The organism is Streptomyces sp. HSS9-12, assembly GCF_054963655.1.
The window spans coordinates 55,605-74,088 of the sequence record NZ_JBUEGC010000027.1; the positions used below are offsets into that span (position 1 = coordinate 55,605).

General features: G+C 70.6%; 17 protein-coding genes. 9 read left to right on the forward strand and 8 right to left on the reverse strand.

Annotation, left to right across the window (positions count from 1 at the left end; all coding sequences use genetic code 11):
• Positions 1-280: 280 nt before the first annotated feature.
• A complete protein-coding gene (locus tag ACY34J_RS16395) occupies positions 281-1,243 on the reverse strand; it encodes a tetratricopeptide repeat protein (protein ID WP_462727228.1) in 963 nt (320 codons plus the stop codon).
• A 273-nt stretch (positions 1,244-1,516) separates the two neighbouring features.
• On the opposite strand from ACY34J_RS16395, the gene ACY34J_RS16400 reads away from it, so the two are divergent.
• Entirely contained in the window at positions 1,517-2,212 is a 696-nt protein-coding gene (locus tag ACY34J_RS16400) for a TetR/AcrR family transcriptional regulator (protein WP_462727229.1), read from the forward strand.
• Between the two features lie 377 nt (positions 2,213-2,589).
• Here ACY34J_RS16400 and ACY34J_RS16405 read toward each other — a convergent pair whose 3' ends face one another.
• The 3 genes from ACY34J_RS16405 to ACY34J_RS16415 all read right to left on the reverse strand — a co-directional run bounded on the left by ACY34J_RS16405 (position 2,590) and on the right by ACY34J_RS16415 (position 5,701).
• Complete coding sequence (locus ACY34J_RS16405) at positions 2,590-4,290, reverse strand: acyl-CoA mutase large subunit family protein (RefSeq protein WP_462727230.1); 1,701 nt, start codon at positions 4,288-4,290, stop codon at positions 2,590-2,592.
• 247 nt (positions 4,291-4,537) lie between these two features.
• On the reverse strand, positions 4,538-4,876 hold the full coding sequence (locus tag ACY34J_RS16410; protein WP_462727231.1) for a DUF3817 domain-containing protein: 339 nt from the start codon (positions 4,874-4,876) through the stop codon (positions 4,538-4,540).
• Between the two features lie 315 nt (positions 4,877-5,191).
• A complete protein-coding gene (locus ACY34J_RS16415) occupies positions 5,192-5,701 on the reverse strand; it encodes a MarR family winged helix-turn-helix transcriptional regulator (RefSeq protein ID WP_462727232.1) in 510 nt (169 codons plus the stop codon).
• A 186-nt stretch (positions 5,702-5,887) separates the two neighbouring features.
• Between ACY34J_RS16415 and ACY34J_RS16420 the strand changes: the two genes are divergently transcribed.
• Positions 5,888-6,868, forward strand: coding sequence for an ArsR/SmtB family transcription factor (locus ACY34J_RS16420; protein ID WP_462727233.1), 981 nt, complete (start codon positions 5,888-5,890; stop codon positions 6,866-6,868).
• A 135-nt stretch (positions 6,869-7,003) separates the two neighbouring features.
• Here the strand turns inward: ACY34J_RS16420 and ACY34J_RS16425 are convergent, their stop codons facing one another.
• Together ACY34J_RS16425 and ACY34J_RS16430 are read right to left on the reverse strand one after the other, a co-directional pair.
• Positions 7,004-7,300, reverse strand: coding sequence for an MTH1187 family thiamine-binding protein (locus tag ACY34J_RS16425; RefSeq protein ID WP_462727234.1), 297 nt, complete (start codon positions 7,298-7,300; stop codon positions 7,004-7,006).
• Entirely contained in the window at positions 7,297-7,641 is a 345-nt protein-coding gene (locus ACY34J_RS16430) for a DUF3817 domain-containing protein (protein ID WP_462727235.1), read from the reverse strand. The genes ACY34J_RS16425 and ACY34J_RS16430 overlap by 4 nt, the downstream gene beginning before the upstream one ends.
• A 246-nt stretch (positions 7,642-7,887) precedes the next feature.
• Between ACY34J_RS16430 and ACY34J_RS16435 the strand changes: the two genes are divergently transcribed.
• From ACY34J_RS16435 to ACY34J_RS16450, 4 genes are all read left to right on the forward strand, one after another.
• On the forward strand, positions 7,888-8,526 hold the full coding sequence (locus ACY34J_RS16435; RefSeq protein WP_462727236.1) for an AIM24 family protein: 639 nt from the start codon (positions 7,888-7,890) through the stop codon (positions 8,524-8,526).
• Positions 8,527-9,210 (forward strand): AIM24 family protein, encoded by a 684-nt coding sequence (locus tag ACY34J_RS16440; protein WP_462727237.1) that lies wholly within the window; start codon positions 8,527-8,529, stop codon positions 9,208-9,210.
• A complete protein-coding gene (locus ACY34J_RS16445; protein WP_462727238.1) occupies positions 9,207-9,959 on the forward strand; it encodes an AIM24 family protein in 753 nt (250 codons plus the stop codon). Before ACY34J_RS16440 ends, ACY34J_RS16445 begins: the two co-directional genes overlap by 4 nt.
• A gap of 138 nt (positions 9,960-10,097) precedes the next feature.
• Positions 10,098-10,574 carry a MarR family winged helix-turn-helix transcriptional regulator gene (locus tag ACY34J_RS16450; protein ID WP_462727239.1) on the forward strand — a complete coding sequence of 159 codons (477 nt, stop codon included), beginning with the start codon at positions 10,098-10,100 and terminating at the stop codon, positions 10,572-10,574.
• A gap of 115 nt (positions 10,575-10,689) precedes the next feature.
• Here ACY34J_RS16450 and meaB read toward each other — a convergent pair whose 3' ends face one another.
• Positions 10,690-11,661 (reverse strand): methylmalonyl Co-A mutase-associated GTPase MeaB, encoded by a 972-nt coding sequence (gene meaB / locus ACY34J_RS16455; protein ID WP_462727240.1) that lies wholly within the window; start codon positions 11,659-11,661, stop codon positions 10,690-10,692.
• Positions 11,662-11,697: 36 nt separating this feature from the next.
• Positions 11,698-12,918 (reverse strand): acetyl-CoA C-acetyltransferase, encoded by a 1,221-nt coding sequence (locus ACY34J_RS16460; RefSeq protein WP_462727241.1) that lies wholly within the window; start codon positions 12,916-12,918, stop codon positions 11,698-11,700.
• 133 nt (positions 12,919-13,051) lie between these two features.
• Here ACY34J_RS16460 and mce point away from each other — a divergent pair, with 133 nt between their 5' ends.
• The 3 genes from mce to ACY34J_RS16475 all read left to right on the forward strand — a co-directional run bounded on the left by mce (position 13,052) and on the right by ACY34J_RS16475 (position 18,420).
• The gene (mce, locus tag ACY34J_RS16465) at positions 13,052-13,489 is read left to right on the forward strand and encodes a methylmalonyl-CoA epimerase (protein WP_462727242.1); all 438 of its coding nucleotides are present in this window, start codon (positions 13,052-13,054) and stop codon (positions 13,487-13,489) included.
• Positions 13,490-13,727: 238 nt separating this feature from the next.
• Complete coding sequence (gene scy / locus ACY34J_RS16470) at positions 13,728-17,369, forward strand: polarized growth protein Scy (RefSeq protein WP_462727268.1); 3,642 nt, start codon at positions 13,728-13,730, stop codon at positions 17,367-17,369.
• Between the two features lie 115 nt (positions 17,370-17,484).
• The gene (locus ACY34J_RS16475) at positions 17,485-18,420 is read left to right on the forward strand and encodes a cellulose-binding protein (protein ID WP_462727243.1); all 936 of its coding nucleotides are present in this window, start codon (positions 17,485-17,487) and stop codon (positions 18,418-18,420) included.
• The last annotated feature ends 64 nt before the right edge of the window (positions 18,421-18,484 follow it).

Here is an 18,484-nt window from a genome sequence, read left to right on the forward strand (position 1 = left end):
GGCCGATCGTGGTGCATACCCGGGTGGGGGCGCAAGGGGTTCATTACTTGCGAGTAACGGACGCATAACCGATACATGGCCGATGGATCTCGACCAGGCACGCAGGGTCGCCGGAGTCACACCCGGAAGAGGCCGAGGAAGCCGCACATAGACGGACAAGAAGCCCCTGATCTCTTACTCGCAGTAACAGCGGCCGCGATTACCAAGTTTTGGTAAAGCGCGGCCGCTGTGGCCATCCGTTCACCATGAGCGACGAGCAGATGGGACGGGTGACCGAGGATCAGAAGAGCACGCGTGCGAGGGCCGTACGCGCCCTGGTTACCCGCGGATCGTCCGCGCCAACCACATCGAAGAGTTCCAGCAGATGGACCCGCGCCGCTTCCCGGTCCTCGCCGGCCGTCCGTTTGACCGTGTCCACCAGCCGCCCGAAGGCGTCCTCCACATGCCCACCGACCAAGTCGAGATCGGCGGCCACGATCTGCGCCGCGACATCGTCGGGCCGGTCCGCCGCGGCCTTGCGCACCGCCTGCGGATCCTTCCCCTGGACCCGCTGCAGGAGTTCGGCCTGTGCCAGCCCCAGCTTCGCCTCGGCGTTGGCCGGGTCATCGGAGAGCACGTTCTTGTACGCCTGGATCGCCCCGCCCAGGTCACCCGCGTCGAGCGCCTCGTGCGCCGCGGACAGCGCGGTGTCGTACGGACCGGCCGGTTTCGACTCCTCCGGCTCGGCGCCGGCCTCACCCGGCTCCACCGGAGTGCCGACGATGCCGAAGCGCTCCTCGGCCGCCTGGATCAACTGGTCCAGCACCTGCCGGATCTGGGCTTCCGGAGCCGCGCCCTGGAACAGGGGCAGCGCCTGCCCGGCGATCACCGCGAAGACCGCTGGGATGCCCTGCACGCCGAACTGCTGGAACAGCATCTGATTGGCATCGACATCGATCTTGGCCAGAACGAACTTCCCGGCGTACTCTGCCGCCAGCCGCTCGAGCACCGGCCCGAGCTGCTTGCACGGCTGGCACCACTCGGCCCAGAAGTCGATGACAACCGGGACCTCGGTGGAGCGCTGCAGGACCTCCCGCTCGAACCCCGCCTCGTCAACGTCGAACACCAGGCGCTTAGGGGTGGCCGGCCCACCGCCGCGGGCAGCTTCGGCCCGCGCCTGCTCCGCCTTCTGCTTCGCTTCCCCGGCGGCCTTCACCGCGGCGAGGTCGACGACTCCGCTCATGGACATGTTCCGTGGCTGCATGCGTCTATCCTCCCCCCTTCGGTCGCCGATCGGAAAAGCGCGCCGATCTGATGGGCGCCATGGTCCCCACCATGGCGCCTGTGGTTGTCGCTCTTGTGCCGTGGTCCCCACCACGGCCCCAGTGGTCGCCGCTGTTGCGCTGGGAGCTTTCGCTACGGCTCGTAGCGTAACTCGTCCGGCCCCCGGCCCTGCAAGACCGCCTCGGCAAAGTGCCGGTGATGTCCCTCACTGGGCACCGCCCCGGAGGTCCTACCGGCGGGTATGGTCGCCCGCATGAGGAGCCGCACGACCGCCCCCAGCACGGGCAGCAATACCGCCCCACGCACGGGCAGCAGTACCGGCCGCACCGGCCGGCCACGCAACGCCGACGCCGACCGCGCGATCCTCGACGCGACGCGAGCAGCGCTGGTCGAGATGGGGTGGAGCAAGCTGTCGATGGCCGATGTGGCGGCCCGCGCGGGAGTCGCCAAGACCACCCTTTACCGGCGCTGGGCGAACAAGAGCGAGCTGGTGGTGGACGCGGTCGCGGCCCTCTTCGACGAGCATCTGGAGCTGCCCGACCGCGGCGGTCTGCAGGCCGACATCGAGGGCGTGGTGCTGCAGTTCGCGACCCTGCTGGACCTGCCGGAGACCAAGACGGCGCTGATGGCGGTGGTCTCGGAGTCCACGCGGGACGACGCGCTGCGCGCGCGGATCCGGAACGAGATCGTCGACCGTCAGAAGCGGCTGGTGGTGGCCGGGCGGAAGCGGGCGCAGGCCCGCGGGGAGCTGCCGCCGGACGCGCCGGGCGCGGTCGGGGACGCGGCGGCGGCCCGCAGCATCGACCTGATCTTCGACGTGATCGCGGGCGCTGTCGTACACCGCGCGCTGGTCAGCGCCGAGCCGGTGGACGCGGACTGGGCCCACAACTTCACGACGCTGCTGCTCGGCGGTCTCGCCGCGGCCACGGCCGCCGGCCGGCCCACCTGACGCGCTGCGCGCGGCGAGCCACCAACACGACCGCGAAGCCCCCTGCGGGTTTCGCCCGCCCAGCCCAAGGACCTGCAGCCGGCGCTGCTGGGCGCGGTGGAGCACCTGATCGACCATGTGACGGCGGGCGGCCCTGTAGAGCCGTGAGCCGCACACCCGCCCCATTCTCTGGGGCGGGTGTGCGGGGAGAAGATGCGCGCCTCAGCGCCCGGAGATCGTGTCGGCGAGCCGGGCGTACGCCGAGGTGCGGGCCAGCCCGCCGCTCTCACGGCGGTCGGCGGCGCGGAACAGCGAGTAGGTCAGCCCTGTTAAAAGGGGCGGCTGGGCGGGCGAAAACGCGCCGCAGGCGCGGACTTGGCCGCTCCCGGCGGGTTCGGTCAGAACCCCGCCGGCTCCGTGTAGACGCCCCACTCCTCGCGAAGCGCCCCGCAGATCTCGCCGAGCGTCGCCTCCGCCCGCACCGCCTCCAGCATCGGCTCGATCATGTTCGAGCCCTCGCGGGCCGCCGCCAGCATCCCGTCCAGGGCCGTACGGACCGCCGCGTCGTCCCTGCGCGACTTACGGTCGGCCAGCACGCGCACCTGCTCGTGCTCGACCTCATGGCTGACCCGCAGGATCTCCAGCTCGCCGGTGACCGAGCCGGTGTGACAGTTGACGCCGACGACCTTCTTCTCGCCCTTCTCCAGCGCCTGCTGGTAGCGGAAGGCGGATTCGGCGATCTCGCCGGTGAACCAGCCCTCCTCGATGCCGCGCAGAATGCCGGAGGTCATCGGCCCGATCGGGTGCTGCCCGTCCGGCACCGCCCGGCGGCCGAGCTCCTTGATCCGGTCGAAGATCTTCTCGGCGTCGGCCTCGATCCGGTCGGTGAGCGCCTCGACGTACCACGAACCGCCCAGCGGGTCGGCGACGTTGGCCACGCCGGTCTCCTCCATCAGCACCTGCTGGGTGCGCAGCGCGATCTCGGCGGCCTGCTCGCTGGGCAGGGCCAGGGTCTCGTCCAGCGCGTTGGTGTGCAGCGAGTTGGTGCCGCCCAGAACGGCCGCCAGGGCCTCGACGGCGGTCCGTACGACGTTGTTGTACGGCTGCTGGGCGGTCAGCGAGACACCAGCGGTCTGGGTGTGGAAGCGCAGCGACTGCGCCTTCTCGGACGTGGCGCCGTAGACGTCCCGCATCCAGCGGGCCCAGATCCGGCGGGCCGCACGGAACTTGGCGATCTCCTCGAAGAAGTCGACGTGCGCGTCGAAGAAGAAGGACAGTCCGGGCGCGAAGGCGTTGAGGTCCAGGCCGCGCGAGAGGCCCAGCTCCACATAGCCGAAGCCGTCGGCGAGGGTGTAGGCGAGCTCCTGCGCGGCCGTCGCCCCGGCCTCGCGGATGTGGTAGCCGGAGACGGACAGCGGCTTGTACGCGGGGATGGAGCGCGCGCAGTGCTCCATGAGGTCGCCGATCAGGCGCAGATGCGGCTCGGGCTGGAAGAGCCACTCCTTCTGCGCGATGTACTCCTTGAAGATGTCGGTCTGGAGCGTGCCGTTGAGAACGCCCGGATCGATGCCCTGCCGCTCGGCGGCGACCAGGTACATACAGAAGACGGGGACGGCGGGGCCGGAGATCGTCATCGAGGTGGTGACATCGCCGAGCGGGATGTCCTTGAACAGGATCTCCATGTCGGCGGCGGAGTCGATGGCGACACCGCAGTGGCCGACTTCGCCGAGCGAGCGCGGATCGTCGGAGTCGCGCCCCATCAGGGTCGGCATGTCGAACGCGACCGAGAGCCCGCCGCCGCCGTTGCCCAGGATCATCTTGTAGCGCTCATTCGTCTGCTCGGCGTTGCCGAAGCCGGCGAACTGGCGGATGGTCCAGGTCCGGCCGCGGTAGCCGGTGGGGTACAGCCCGCGGGTGAAGGGATACTCACCGGGCCAGCCGATCCGGTCGAACCCCTCGACCGAGTCTCCGGGCCGCGGCCCGTACACCGGCTCGACGGGATCGCCGGAGAGCGTGGAGTAGTCGGCATCGCGCTTGAGGGCTGCGTCGTACCGGGCCTGCCAGCGACGGCGGCCCTCTTCGATGGCGTGGGCGTCCATACCTTCGAAAATACTAGGACGTCCTAGTAATTGTCGACGGGAGAGCGCCCACACGGGGGTGCGGGCGCTCTGGGACGGCCTTGGCTAGTGCCGCGTCAGCCAGGGTTTGCCCGGTAGCGAGGTGACCTGGTGCGGTCAGCTGCAAGGCGCCCGATCGGCCTCGTAGTGGGCCTACTCGGTCGATCGGGCAACGCAGCAGACGGCCGTGCCAGGGCCGCGAGCGGGGCAAACCCTGGCTGAAGCGGCACTAGGCCTTGACGGGCTCGGGCGCGGCGTCGCTGACCTGCGGCGCGACCTCCCGGACGACCCGGCGCTCGACAAAGAAGGCGGCGGTCGGGATGGTGCCGGCGAGCAGCACCCACAGCAGCTTGCCGAACGGCCACTTCGCCTTGGAGCCCAGATCGAAGGCGAAGATCAGGTACAGCACGTACAGCCAGCCGTGGGCGGTGCCGACGATGCTCACGAAGAGCTCCGCACCGTCGATCTTCAGCAGATACTCCGCGATCATGCCGATCGTCAGCAGGACCAGCAGCACACCCGTCACGTAGGCCATCACCCGGTAGCGGGTGAGCACGCTCTTCTTCATGCCGAAGAGCGTAACCACCCGTTCCGGGGCGATCTTCTCCACCCCCTGGGCGGTTGCTCCTCGCTTGCTTGCCTCCGGGCGCTTGAACCCGGTGCCGGCACTCTCCCCCGGCCTTCGGCCGGGTGGGGGCGCCCCAGCGCTAGCTGGGGAAGTGCCCCCACGACAGCTGCGCTCCGCTCGTTCCTCGCTCCGACGCTTGGTCTCTGGGGGCACCCCCAGAATGCCCCAGCGGCAGTCCCCCTGGGCCTGACGGCCCAGGAGGTGCCCCCAGGGGGATTTCGGCACCGGCGCGCCCTTGGGCGCGCGAGGGGAGCACTACTCCCCCTGGAAGTCCTCCGCGGCGATCCGCAGCGGCCGCAGCATCGCGAAAATCTCGCCGCACTCCTCGGCGTCGTACACACCGAGGCCGAAGTCCATCGCCATCAGGTCCCGGGTGGCGGCCTCCACCACCTCGCGGCCCTTGTCGGTGATCGAGGCCAGGGTGCCGCGGCCGTCGTTGGGGTTCGGCCGCTTGTCGACCAGGCCGGACTTCACCAGGCGGTCGACGGTGTTGGTGACCGAGGTGGGGTGCACCATCAGGCGCTCGCCGATCTTCGACATCGGCAGCTCACCGGCCTTGCTGAAGGTGAGCAGCACCAGCGCCTCATAGCGGGCGAAGGTGAGCCCGTACGGCTTGACGACCGCGTCGACCTGGCCGAGCAGGATCTGGTGGGCCCGCATGATCGAGGTGATCGCGGCCATGGACGGCACGGATCCCCATCGCTGCTTCCAGAGCTCATCGGCTCGGGCGATCGGATCGAACGGCAGACTGAGCGGCTTCGGCACGCCTTCGACCTTACCGGCCGCCGGTCATATGGTGGGCCACCTTGTCTCACTTCCCGGATGCTCAGCGCCGCTTTGTAGTGAATTGAACACTGACCGCATGCATGTTCCGCGACACGTTGGGTAGTTACGCCCGGTCTACGTCTTTCGCGCGGGGCCGAAAGTCGGCCTCGGGAGGGAGGCCGTCGCGTGCACCTCGATCCGCGGTCACAGGCCCACGACCCGCTGCGCTGCCGCTTCGCGATCTCGCCGTTGTGGGAGCTCCAGGAGGCCGTGCGCACGCTCAGGACCCCGGCGCGGCACGGCCGGCATCTGCCGTGGCTGCGCGGTATGCGCAGTGCCGCCGCTGGGCTCGACCTTGCTCCGCTGTGGCTGCTGATGCCCGAGCGCGGCCACAGCCCGGACTTCCTGCGGCCGCCGCCCGAGGGTCTGGCCGGCTCGATCCAGGAGGAGCTGGCGCAGGTGCGGGCCACCGATCCCGACCGGGCCCGGGACGCCCTGGCCCGCTCGCTGTCCGGCACCCCGGGCGCCGCCGAGACCCCGCGCGGGCGCGCGATGCTCGCGGACCCCGCCCGCGCCGTACGGGAGTTGGCAGATCTGCTGCAACTGGCCTGGCGGGCACTGCTGGTCCGGCACTGGCCGTGGCTACGGGCTCTGCTGGAGGCCGACGTCGCCTTCCACTCCCGGCGGCTGGCAAACGGCGGTCCGCCGCGGCTGTTCGCCGAGCTGCACCCCCGGCTGCGCTGGCAGAGCGGCGCGCTGACCGTGGCCTCCGGCACCGGACTGGTCACCGTACAGGCGGCACCCGGCCAACAGCTGACGCTGGTGCCGAGCGTGTTCGTGTGGCCGGAGGTGCTGAGCGGCTTCGCCGGGCCGCCGGCCGTGGTCTATCCGGCGCGCGGCATCAACGGCCTGTGGAACCAGCCGGAGGGCCGTGCCTCCGAGGCGCTGGCGCGGCTGCTGGGCCGGGGCCGTGCCACGGTGCTGACCGCGCTCGCCGAGCCCGCGACGACCTCGGCGCTCGCCCAGCGCCTCGGCTTCGCCCCGTCCTCGGTCTCCGCCCATCTCTCGGCGCTGCGCGACGCCGGGCTGCTGGTCTCGCACCGCGACGGTCACCAGGTCATCTACGAGCGCACGCCGCTGGGCATCGCGCTGGCGACCGCCGCCTGAGCCCGCTGATGACCGGCCCCTGGCGGGCCGGCGACCGGTGCTGGGCCGCAGGTGGGCCCGTACCGTCCGCTGGGCGGGGCCCCGGCTCCCCCCAGCGCGGCGATGTGAGCAGTCGCTCAAGCGGAGGCTGCGGCGTCAGCCCTCGGCGAGGTGCCGCTCGACCGTCTCCACCTTGGAGGTGAGACCGTCCGTGACACCGGGCCGGATGTCGGCCTTGAGGACGAGCGAGACCCGCGGGGAGCGCTCCTCGACGGCGGCGACGGCCCGCTTGATGACGTCCATGACCTCGTCCCACTCGCCCTCGATGGAGGTGAACATCGCGTCCGTACGATTGGGCAGGCCCGACTCGCGGACCACGCGCACGGCGTCGGCGACGTACTCGCCGACGTCCTCCCCCACGCCCAGCGGTGTGACCGAGAAGGCGACGATCATGCGTTGACCACGCCCTCCTTACGCGCGCGGGCTGCGATCACACTGTTCTCGACCTCGCGCTGCAGCTTGCGCTCGGCGAAGAAGCCACCGGTCGGGAGGACGGCCAGCACGAAGTAGACGGCTGCCTTCCCAGGCGACCACTTGGCCTTGTTCCAGGCATCCAGCAGGAAGAGCACGTAGAGGATGAACAGGATGCCGTGAATCGCACCCATCACCGGTACCGCGTTGAACTCGGTCGTCCGCTTGAGCACGGAGCAGACGAGCAGCAGCAGGAAGGACACCGCCTCGGGGGCGGAGACCAGGCGCAGGCGGCGGATGGCCGAGGCGGTCTTGATATCCACGGGTGGGCTCTCCTCCGGTTTTGCGAAAACACGCACAAGCTGCTCCATTGTGGCAGCCGCCGTGTGGATCAACGCCGGAGGGTGCTCAACCGTCCACCTCCAGGACGGACACGATCCGATGGGACCTGATGCGGCGAGAACACGGGGAACCGGAACGCCCAAGACCATTCCGGGCGTTCGGCTGAGCACAGGTTCTGGCAGCAGGACTCACCCCCGCCCAGCCTTTGGGGACGGTAAGTTCGGCCCGTGGCTCAGTTTCGACTGCACGGCAGCAAGGTGCTCGCCGTCGATATGACCGGCGACGCCGTCAAGGCCAAGAACGGCTCGATGGTCGCCTACGACGGCCAGATGTCATTCAAGAAGATGTCCGGCGGCGGCGAGGGACTCCGCGGCATGGTGACGCGCCGGCTCACCGGCGAACAGATGGAAGTCATGGAGGTGAAGGGGCACGGCACCTGCTACTTCGCCGACCGGGCGAGCGAGATCAACCTCGTCTCGCTGAACGGCGAGAAGCTCTACGTCGAGGCGAGCAATCTGCTCTGCACCGATGCCGCCCTGCGCACCGGGACCACCTTCACCGGCCTGCACGGCGGGGCACAGGGCAACGGCCTGTTCACCACGACCGTCGAAGGCACCGGCCAGGCGGCCGTGATGTCGGACGGCCCCGCGGTTGTGCTGCGCGTCACACCGCAGTATCCGCTCCAGGTCGACCCGGGCGCGTATGTCGCGCACACCGGCAATCTGCGCCAGCACTTCCAGTCCGGGGTGAACTTCTCGACGTTCATAGGCGAGGGCTCGGGCGAGGGCTTCCAGATCCGCTTCGAGGGCGACGGCCTGGTCTACGTCCAGCCCAGCGAGCGGAACACGATCGGCGGTGACATCTAAGTGCCCTTCCGCGAGATCAACTCCAAGATGATCGAGGCACGCGTCGAGCCTGGCGGACGGCTCTTCAGCCAGCGCGGCGCGATGCTCGCCTACACCGGGAACGTCACCTTCACGCCCAACATCCAGGGCGGGCAGGGCGGCTTGATGTCCATGATCGGCCGACGGGTCGCGGGCGAGGCCGCCCCGCTGATGACCGTCGAGGTGCCCCTCGGGCCTGGCGGTCCTGGGGAGACCCCGGGTGGCACCGTCTGGTTCGGCCACGGCGGCCACCACATCCAGGTGATCACCCTCACCGGCGAGACCCTCTACGTTGAGGCCGACCGCCTCCTCGCCTTCGACGGAACGCTCGAGCAGGGGACGATGTTCATGGGCGCGCAGGGCGGGGTGATGGGCATGGTGCGCGGCCAGGTCACCGGCCAGGGTCTGTTCACCACCACCCTCCGCGGCCATGGGTCCGTCGCCGTGATGGCCCACGGCGGTGTGATCGAACTCCCCATCACCCCCGACCGCCCCGTGCACGTCGACCCGCAGGCGTACGTCGCGCACCACGGCGACGTACGCAACAAGCTGTCCACGGCGCTGGGTTGGCGGGACATGGTCGGCCGGGGCTCGGGCGAGGCGTTCCAGCTCGAACTGTCAGGAAACGGCGCGGTGTTCGTACAGGCCTCGGAGGAGAAGCTGTGACTGGTCCGGTGGTGTTCGACCCGCACACCCTGCCGGTCGACGACAACGTCAACGCGTACACCTTCTGCGTGGAACTGCACGGCCGGTGGTTCCTGCAGAAGGGCAAGATGATCGCCTACTACGGGCACATCGACTTCCACGGCATCGGCCACGGCCCGCTCGACCGCCTCGTCGCCGGCAGCTTCCACTCACCGCTGCATGCCGGGGACTGGGTGGTGGCCGAGGGCCAGGGCAAGATGCTGCTCGCCGACCGGGCGTACGACGTCAACTCCTACGACCTCGAGGACGGCAACCTCACCATCCGCTCGGGCAATCTGCTGGCCTTCCAGCCCGGTCTGTCGCTCAAGCAGTCGATCATCCCGGGCTTTCTGACCCTGATCGGCACCGGCACGTTCGTCGCGGCCTCCAACGGCCCGGTGGTCTTCGCCGAGCCGCCGATCCGCGTCGATCCGCAGGCGCTCGTCGGGTGGGCCGACTGCCCCTCGCCCTGCCACCACTACGACCACCAGTACCTGCGGGGGGTCATGGGCGGCCTGCGGGCGCTTACCGGTGTGGGCGGAGCTTCGGGCGAGGAGCATCAGTTCGAGTTTGTGGGGGCGGGTCAGGTGCTGCTGCAGTCCACGGAGCGGCTGATGGTGGAACAAGACACCGGCGCGGTTCCGCACCAATCCGGCGTACCGGCCACACAACCGACATTTCCGCAGGTCCCGGGTGGTCTGGGGGGCCTCCAGCGTCGCTTCGGGCTGTGAGCGGTACCCTGCGGAGGGTAACGTCGAACGCATGCGCACTGGTGCGGCGGGGGAAGCACGGGTGCGTCTGGGGGAAACGGGCGACGTTCACTCCATCGCCATTGGTCCGCATTTCAACATTATGGGTAGAATCAATTTATGGAGACCGAGACGGCCACCCGCTGGCTCAGCGACGATGAACAGCGCGCCTGGCGTACCCATCTGGACGTCAACAAGCTGCTGATGCACCAGCTCGAAAAGGACCTCCAGCCGTTCGGACTGACCAACAACGACTACGAGATCCTCGTCAACCTCTCCGAGTCCACCGACCACCGGATGCGGATGAGCGACCTCGCCACCGCAACCCTTCAGTCAAAGAGCCGGCTCTCCCACCAGATCACCCGGATGGAGAACGCCGGCCTGGTCCGCCGCGAGAACTGTGAATCCGACCGGCGTGGCCTGTACGCGGTCCTCACCGAGCAGGGCATGGAGACGATGCGGAAAGTCGCACCGCACCATGTCGCGTCCGTACGGGAGCACTTCATCGATCTGCTGCCGCCGGAGGAGCTCGAGGCGCTGCGCGAATCCCTCGCCCCGATCGCAGACCATCTGCGCCACCGGCGTGGGCGGGTCTAGTGTTCCGGCGCTTTGCGCCTGGCCACACTCCCACGCAGTAACCGGGGGGTGATCCCAGCGGCTATCGCCGCGAACCGCCCACCCGCCTCGTGACGGGGCGGGTGGGCGGAATTCCTCAGCCGCCCGCAGGGCCGTTCGTCAGGCCCGCGACCAGCTCGTCCGCGGCCGCGTACGGATCCAGCCGGCCGGCCATGATCCGCTCCGCCAGCGCTTCCAGCCGCCGGTCCCCGTGCAGGTCCCCGATCCGCTCGCGCAGCGCGGTCACGGCTATCGTCTCGACCTCACCGGCCGCCCGCGCCAGCCGCCGCTCGGCGAGGACACCGTGCTCCTCCATCCACGCGCGGTGCTTCTCCAGCGCCTCGACGACCTCGTCGATGCCCTCGCTCCGCGCCGCGACGGTCTTCACGATCGGCGGACGCCAGGCCCCCGGAGCCCGCGCCTCGCCCAGGCCGAGCATGTGGTTGAGCTCCCGGGCCGTGGCGTCGGCGCCATCCCGGTCGGCCTTGTTCACCACGTACACATCGCCGATCTCGAGGATCCCCGCCTTCGCGGCCTGGATGCCGTCGCCCATCCCGGGGGCCAGCAGCACCACGCTGGTGTCGGCCTGGGAGGCGATTTCGATCTCCGACTGCCCGACGCCCACCGTCTCGACGAGGATCACATCGCACCCGGCCGCATCCAGCACCCGGATGGCCTGCGGCGCGGCCCACGCGAGCCCGCCCAGGTGCCCGCGCGTGGCCATCGACCGGATGTAGACGCCCGGATCCGAGGCGTGCTCGCTCATCCGGACCCGGTCACCGAGCAGCGCGCCTCCGGAGAACGGTGAGGACGGGTCGACCGCCAGCACGCCGACCCGCTTCCCGATCTTCCGGTACGCGGTGACCAGCGCGGAGGTGGACGTCGACTTGCCGACGCCGGGGGATCCGGTCAGCCCCACCACATACGCACCGCCCGTCAGGGGTGCGAGCGCCGCCATCACCTCGCGCAGCTGCGGAGACGCCCCCTCCACCAGTGAGATCAGCCGGGCCACGGCCCGCGGCCGGCCCTGCCGCGCTTGTGCCACCAGGTCGGGGACGTCTACCGCCATGAGTGCTGTGCTCCTCGGTTCAGTTGCGGACTGCGACTATGCGCTCTGCCGGCCGTTCTGCGGGACACGGATGATCAGCGCATCGCCCTGACCGCCGCCACCGCACAGCGCGGCCGCGCCGACGCCGCCGCCCCGACGCTTCAGCTCGAGCGCCAGGTGCAGCGCGATCCGCGCGCCCGACATCCCGATCGGGTGACCCAGGGCGATCGCTCCACCGTTGACGTTCACCTTTTCAGGGGACACCCCGAGGTCCTTCATGGACTGCACCGCGACCGCGGCGAAGGCCTCGTTGATCTCGATCAGATCGAGGTCCTCGACCTCCAGGCCCTCCTTCTTCAGCGCGTGCCTGATGGCGTTCGAGGGCTGCGACTGAAGCGAGTTGTCCGGGCCGGCCACATTGCCGTGCGCCCCGATCTCCGCGATCCACTCCAGACCGAGCTCCTCGGCCTTGGTCTTGCTCATCACCACCACGGCGGCGGCGCCGTCCGAGATCTGCGAAGACGAACCGGCCGTGATGGTCCCGTCCTTGGCGAAGGCGGGCCGCAGCTTGCCGAGCGACTCGGCGGTCGTCTCGGCGCGGATGCCCTCGTCCTTGCTGAACAGGACCGGGTCGCCCTTGCGCTGCGGAATCTCCACCGGGGTGATCTCGGCCTCGAAGATGCCGTTCTTCTGGGCGGCGGCGGCCCGCTGGTGCGACAGCGCCGCGATCTCGTCCTGCTCCGGACGGCCGATACCGAGCCGGGTGTTGTGCTTCTCCGTCGACTCGCCCATGGCGACGCCCTCGAAGGAGTCGGTCAGCCCGTCGTACGCCATGGCGTCCAGCACCTCGACGGAGCCGTACTTGTAGCCCTCGCGGGACTTCGGCAGCAGGTGCGGAGCGTTGGTCATCGACTCCTGGCCACCCGCGACGATCACGTCGAATTCACCCGCACGGATCAGCTGGTCGGCAAGCGCGATCGCGTCGAGCCCGGACAGACAGACCTTGTTGATCGTCAGCGCGGGCACGTTCATCGGGATGCCGGCCTTCACGGCCGCCTGACGGGCGGGGATCTGCCCGGTGCCCGCCTGCAGCACCTGCCCCATGATCACGTACTGGACCTGGTCGCCGCCGATGCCCGCCCGGTCCAGCGCGGCCTTGATGGCCACGCCGCCCAGGTCGGCACCGGAGAAGCTCCGGAGGCTGCCCAGCAGACGACCCATGGGCGTGCGGGCGCCTGCGACGATGACCGACGACGTGGTGCCGGTGGAACCTGTCATGGTGCGACCCCTTCAAGGAGGAGTGAACGAGGGTTTACGTCAATGTACTGAGCGGTACGGGCGCGGTCACCGGCCTGCAGGTGTGATCGCGCGCACGTTGCGTAACGGCCTGTGTGAGCGGTGCACTGGTTCCATGCTGACGCGAATCGACCACATCGGGATCGCCTGTTTCGACCTCGACAAGACCGTCGAGTTCTACCGTGCCACGTACGGCTTCGAGGTGTTCCACACCGAGGTCAACGAGGAGCAGGGCGTCCGAGAAGCCATGCTCAAGATCAATGAGACGTCCGACGGCGGCGCCTCCTACCTGCAGCTGCTGGAGCCGACGCGCGAGGACTCGACCGTCGCCAAGTGGCTGGCGAAGAACGGTGAGGGCGTACACCACATCGCGTTTGGTACCCCCGACGTGGATGCTGATGCGCAGGAGATCCGCGACAAGGGCGTACGGGTCCTGTACGAGGAGCCCCGCCGCGGCTCGATGGGCTCCCGGATCACCTTCCTCCATCCGAAGGACTGCCATGGCGTCCTCACCGAACTCGTCACGTCGTCCCAGTCCACAGACGCACACTGACCTTCAACTCCCCCGGCCGGTAGAGTGGCTGCTCGGCCGGGGTGCGGGTGCGCGGTGCCGTGCGGTTTGGTACGGACCGGTTCTGTGCTGTGACCCATGTCCTGCCGATGATCTGACACCATTCTCCGGAAGGCACGGTTCTACAGGAGGGCAGTGCTGGTAGGAGACCGGGCCGGCGCTTGGACGGGCAGGGCGGGCGCCGGTGTCGACGCAACCAGGGGACGGATGGGACCGCGCAGTGCGGGGCTACGACCGCTACGAGGCTGACGACCACCTCTCGAAGTTCGAGGCCGAGATGGAGCGGCTGAAGACCGAGCGGGAGAAGGCCGTCCAGCACGCAGAGGACCTCGGCTACCAGGTCGAGGTGCTGCGCGCCAAGCTGCACGAGGCGCGCCGCACCATCATGTCCCGGCCCGCCTACGACAACCTCAGTCACCAGGCCGAGCAGCTGCTGCGCAATGCCCAGCTCCAGGCCGACCAGCTGCGCGCCGACGCCGAGCGCGAGCTGCGCGAGGCCCGTGCTCAGACCCAGCGGGTGCTGCAGGAGCAGGCCGAGCGGCAGGCCCGGCTGGAGGCCGAGCTGCACGCCGAGGCGGTGGCCCGCCGGCAGCGACTGGACCAGGAGCTCGCCGAGCGCCGGCAGACCGTCGAATCGCACGTCAACGAGAACGTCGCCTGGGCCGAGCAGCTGCGCGCCCGCACCGAGGCACAGGCCCGCCGCCTGCTGGACGAGTCCCGGGCCGAGGCCGAGCAGTCGCTGGCAGCCGCCCGCGCCGAGGCGCAGCGCCTGGTCGAGCAGGCCCGTCAGCGCCTGGTCTCGGAGACCGAGTCCGCCCGCAACGAAGCGGAAGCGATCCTGCGGCGGGCCCGTACGGACGCCGAACGGCTGCTCAACGCCGCCTCCACCCAGGCCCAGGAGGCCACCACCCACGCCGAGCGGCTGCGCAGCTCCAGCACCGCCGAGTCCGACCAGGCCCGGCAGACCGCGGCGGAGCTCACCCGCGCCGCCGAACAGCGGATGAAGGAGGCCGAGGACGCGCTGCGCGAGGCGCGCGCCGAGGCCGAGCGGCTGCGCGAGGAGGCGGCCACCCAGGCGGCCAAGCGGCTGTCGACCGCCGAGTCGGAGAACGAGCAGCGCACCCGTACCGCCAAGGCCGAAATCGCCCGGATGGTCGCGGAGGCCACCAAGGAGGCCGAGGCCCTCAAGGAGGAGGCCGAGCAGGCACGGGCCGACGCCCGTGCCGAGGCGGAGCGGCTGGTCTCCGAGGCCCAGGAATCCGCCCGCGCCAGGGCGTCCGAGGACTCGGCCGCCCAGCTGGCGAAGGCCGCCCGCAGCGCCGAGGAGGTGCTGTCCAAGGCGTCGGAGGAGGCCAAGGCCACCACCAAGGCGGCCACCGAGGAGGCCGAGCGGATCCGGCGCGAGGCTGAGGCGGAGGCCGCCCGGCTGCGCGCCGAGGCACATGAAAACGCCGAGCAGCTCAAGGGCGCGGCCAAGGACGACACCAAGGAGTACCGCGCCAAGACCGTCGAGCTGCAGGAGGAGGCGCGCCGGCTGCGGGGCGAGGCCGAGCAGCTGCGCGCGGAGGCGGTCGCGGAGGGCGAGCGGATCCGCAGCGAGGCGCGGCGCGAGGCCGTGGCGCAGATCGAGGAGGCGGCGAACACCGCCGAGGAGCTGCTGTCCAAGTCGCGCGCCGACGCCGAGGAGATGCGGGGTACGGCCACCACCGAGAGCGAGCGGATCCGCACCGAGGCCATCGAGCGCGCCTCGACGCTGCGCCGGCAGGCCGAGGAGGCGCTGGAACGGGCCCGGCGCGAGGCGGAGGAGCTGCGCACCGAGGCCGAGACGCAGGCGGAGCAGACCCGTACGGAGGCCACCGAGGAGGCGCGGCAGCTGCGCGAGGAGGCCGAGCAGGCCGCCGAGGCCCGCCGCGAGGAGGCCGCCGAGGAGCTGACCCGGCTGCACTCGGAGGCGGAGACGCGCCTGGCCGCGTCGGAGGAGGCGCTGCGCGAGGCCCGTACGGAGGCCGAACGGCTGCGCCGCGAGGCCGCGGAAGAGACCGAGCGGCTGCGTACGGAATCCGCGGAGCGGCTGCGTACGCTGCAGCAGCAGGCGGAGGCCGAGGCGGAGCGGCTGCGCAACGAGGCCGCGGCGGACGCGTCGAACGCGCGCGCCGAGGGCGAGGCCGTGGCCGTACGGCTGCGCAGCGAGGCGGCCGCGGAGGCCGAGGAGCTGCGCGCACAGGCGCAGGAGATGGCCGACCGGGTACGGGCGGAGGCGGCAGCGGCCGCCGAGCGCACGGGCGCCGAGGCCGCGGAGGCGCTGGCCGCCGCGCAGGAGGAGGCCTCTCGCCGTCGCCGCGAGGCCGAAGAGCTGCTCGGCGACGCCCGCGAGGAGGCGCACCGGGAGCGGGCGGCGGCGCGCGAGCAGAGCGAGGAGCTGCTGGCCTCGGCCCGCCAGCGGGTCGAGGAGGCGCAGGCCGAGGCGCACCGGCTGGTCGAGGAGGCGGAGCGGCGCGCGACAGAGATGGTCGCGGCTGCCGAGCAGACGGCGCAGCAGGTACGGGACTCGGTCGTGGGCCTGCACGAGCAGGCCGAGGAGGAGATCGCGGGGCTGCGTTCGGCCGCCGAGCACGCGGCGGAGCGCACCCGTACCGAGGCGCAGGCGGAGGCCGACCGGGTCCGGGCGGACGCCTACGCCGAGCGGGAGCGGGCCTCTGAGGACGCGAACCGGATCCGCCGGGACGCACAGGAGGCTGCGGACGCCGCCAAGTCGCTGGCCGAGTACACGGTCGCGGAAGCGATGGCGGAGGCCGAGCGGCTGCGTGAGGAGGCCCGCGAGGAGACGAGCCGGCGCCGTGCGGAGGCCGCCGAGCAGGCCGACCGGCTGGTTACGGGCGCCACCGAGGAGGCCGACCGGCTCATCTCCGAGGCAAGCGCGGAGGCGGACCGGCTGCGCAACGAGGCCGCTGTGGCCCTCTCCTCCGCGCAGGAGCACGCCGCCCGTACGCGTGCCGAGGCCGACAAGATCAAGGTCGATGCCGAGACGGCGGCCGAGCGGATGCGGCAGGAGGCGCAGGAGGAGTCCGACCGTACGCTCGACAAGGCCCGGGAAGCCGCGTCGAAGCGCCTCAACGCAGCCGCCGAGCAGGCGGACCAGCTGGTCGCCAAGGCCCAGGAAGAGGCGCTGCGCGCGGCGACGGCGGCCGAGGAGCAGGCCGATACGATGGTCGGCGCCGCCCGCAAGGAGGCCGAACGGATCGTCACGGAGGCGACGAACCAGGGCAATGCCCAGGTGGAGCAGGCCCGTACGGACGCCAACACGCTGCTGAGCGAGGCCCGTCGGGATGCCACGGCCATCCGGGAGCGCGCCGAGGAGCTGCGTGCGCGCGCCGAGAAGGAGATCGAGGAGCTGCACGAGCGGGCCCGCCGGGAGACGGCGGAGACGATGAAGGCCACGGGCGAGCGCGTGGACAAGCTGGTCAAGGCCGCGAACGAGCAGCTCGAGCAGGCCGAGGAGAAGGCCAAGACGCTGGTGTCGGAGGCGACGAGCGAGGCGAGCAAGGTCCGTATCGCCGCGGTGAAGAAGGCGGAGGGGCTGCTCAAGGAGGCCGAGCAGAAGAAGGCCGAGGCGGCCCGGGAGGCGGAGCGGATGCGGACCGAGGCCGACGAGGAGGCCAAGCGGACCGTCGAGGCGGGCAAGCGCGAGCTGGAGAAACTGACGCGCCGCCAGGAGGACATCAATGCGGAAATCGCCCGTGTCCAGGACGTACTGGAGGCGTTGGAGTCATTCCAGGCACCCGCCGCGGGCAAGGACAACGGCGTCAAGGCGGGCGCGGCGGCAGGATCCACCCGTTCGAGTGGCAAGCAATCCGATGGCTAGCCACCCAAAAGCGGGGTCATTCTCCACACGAAACGGGGATTGACTCGAAGACACGCCGGTCTCGCCCCTAGGATTCCCTCTATCACCTCAACCGGTCTGACTCGACAGGAACCCCATGAGCGACACTTCCTCCCCCTTCGGCTTCGAGCTCGTGCGGCGCGGATACGACCGCGGGCAGGTGGACGACCGCATCACGAAGCTCGTCGCCGACCGTGACAGCGCCCTGGCCCGTATCGCATCACTGGAAAAGCGCATCGAGGAGCTGCATCTCGAAACGCAGAACGCCCAGGCGCAAGTCAATGACGCGGAGCCGTCCTACGCCGGCCTCGGCGCCCGTGTCGAGAAGATTCTGCGGCTGGCCGAGGAGGAGGCCAAGGACCTGCGCGAGGAGGCCCGCCGGGCTGCCGAGCAGCACCGCGATCTGGCCGAGTCCGCCGCGCAGCAGGTGCGCAACGACGCCGAGGCGTTCGCCGCCGACCGCAAGGCCAAGGCCGAGGACGAGGGCGCCCGGATCGTCGAGAAGGCGAAGGGCGAGGCGCAGGCGCTGCGTGCCGACGCGCAGAAGGACGCGCAGTCCAAGCGTGAGGAGGCGGACGCCCTCTTCGAGGAGACCCGCGCCAAGGCCGCCCAGGCCGCCGCCGACTTCGAGACGAACCTGGCCAAGCGCCGCGAGCAGTCCGAGCGCGACCTGGCCTCGCGTCAGGCGAAGGCGGAGAAGCGCCTCGCCGAAATCGAGCACCGCGCGGAGCAGCTGCGCCTGGAGGCCGAGAAGCTGCGTACGGACGCGGAGCGCCGGGCCCGCCAGACGGTGGAGACCGCGCAGCGCCAGGCGGAGGACATCGTGGCCGACGCCAACGCCAAGGCCGACCGGATCCGCAGCGAATCCGAGCGCGAGCTGGCGGCGCTCACCAACCGCCGCGACAGCATCAACGCCCAGCTGACCAACGTCCGCGAGATGCTGGCGACGCTGACCGGTGCGGCGGTGGCCGCTACCGGTGCGCCGGAGGACGAGACGGTCTCGCGCAGCGTCCCCGCTCAGCAGACCCGCTGACGGTCCGCCTGCCGCCTCAGGCCCGCCTGCACAGGCCTGAGGCGCCTTACCGCCCGTCGGCCCC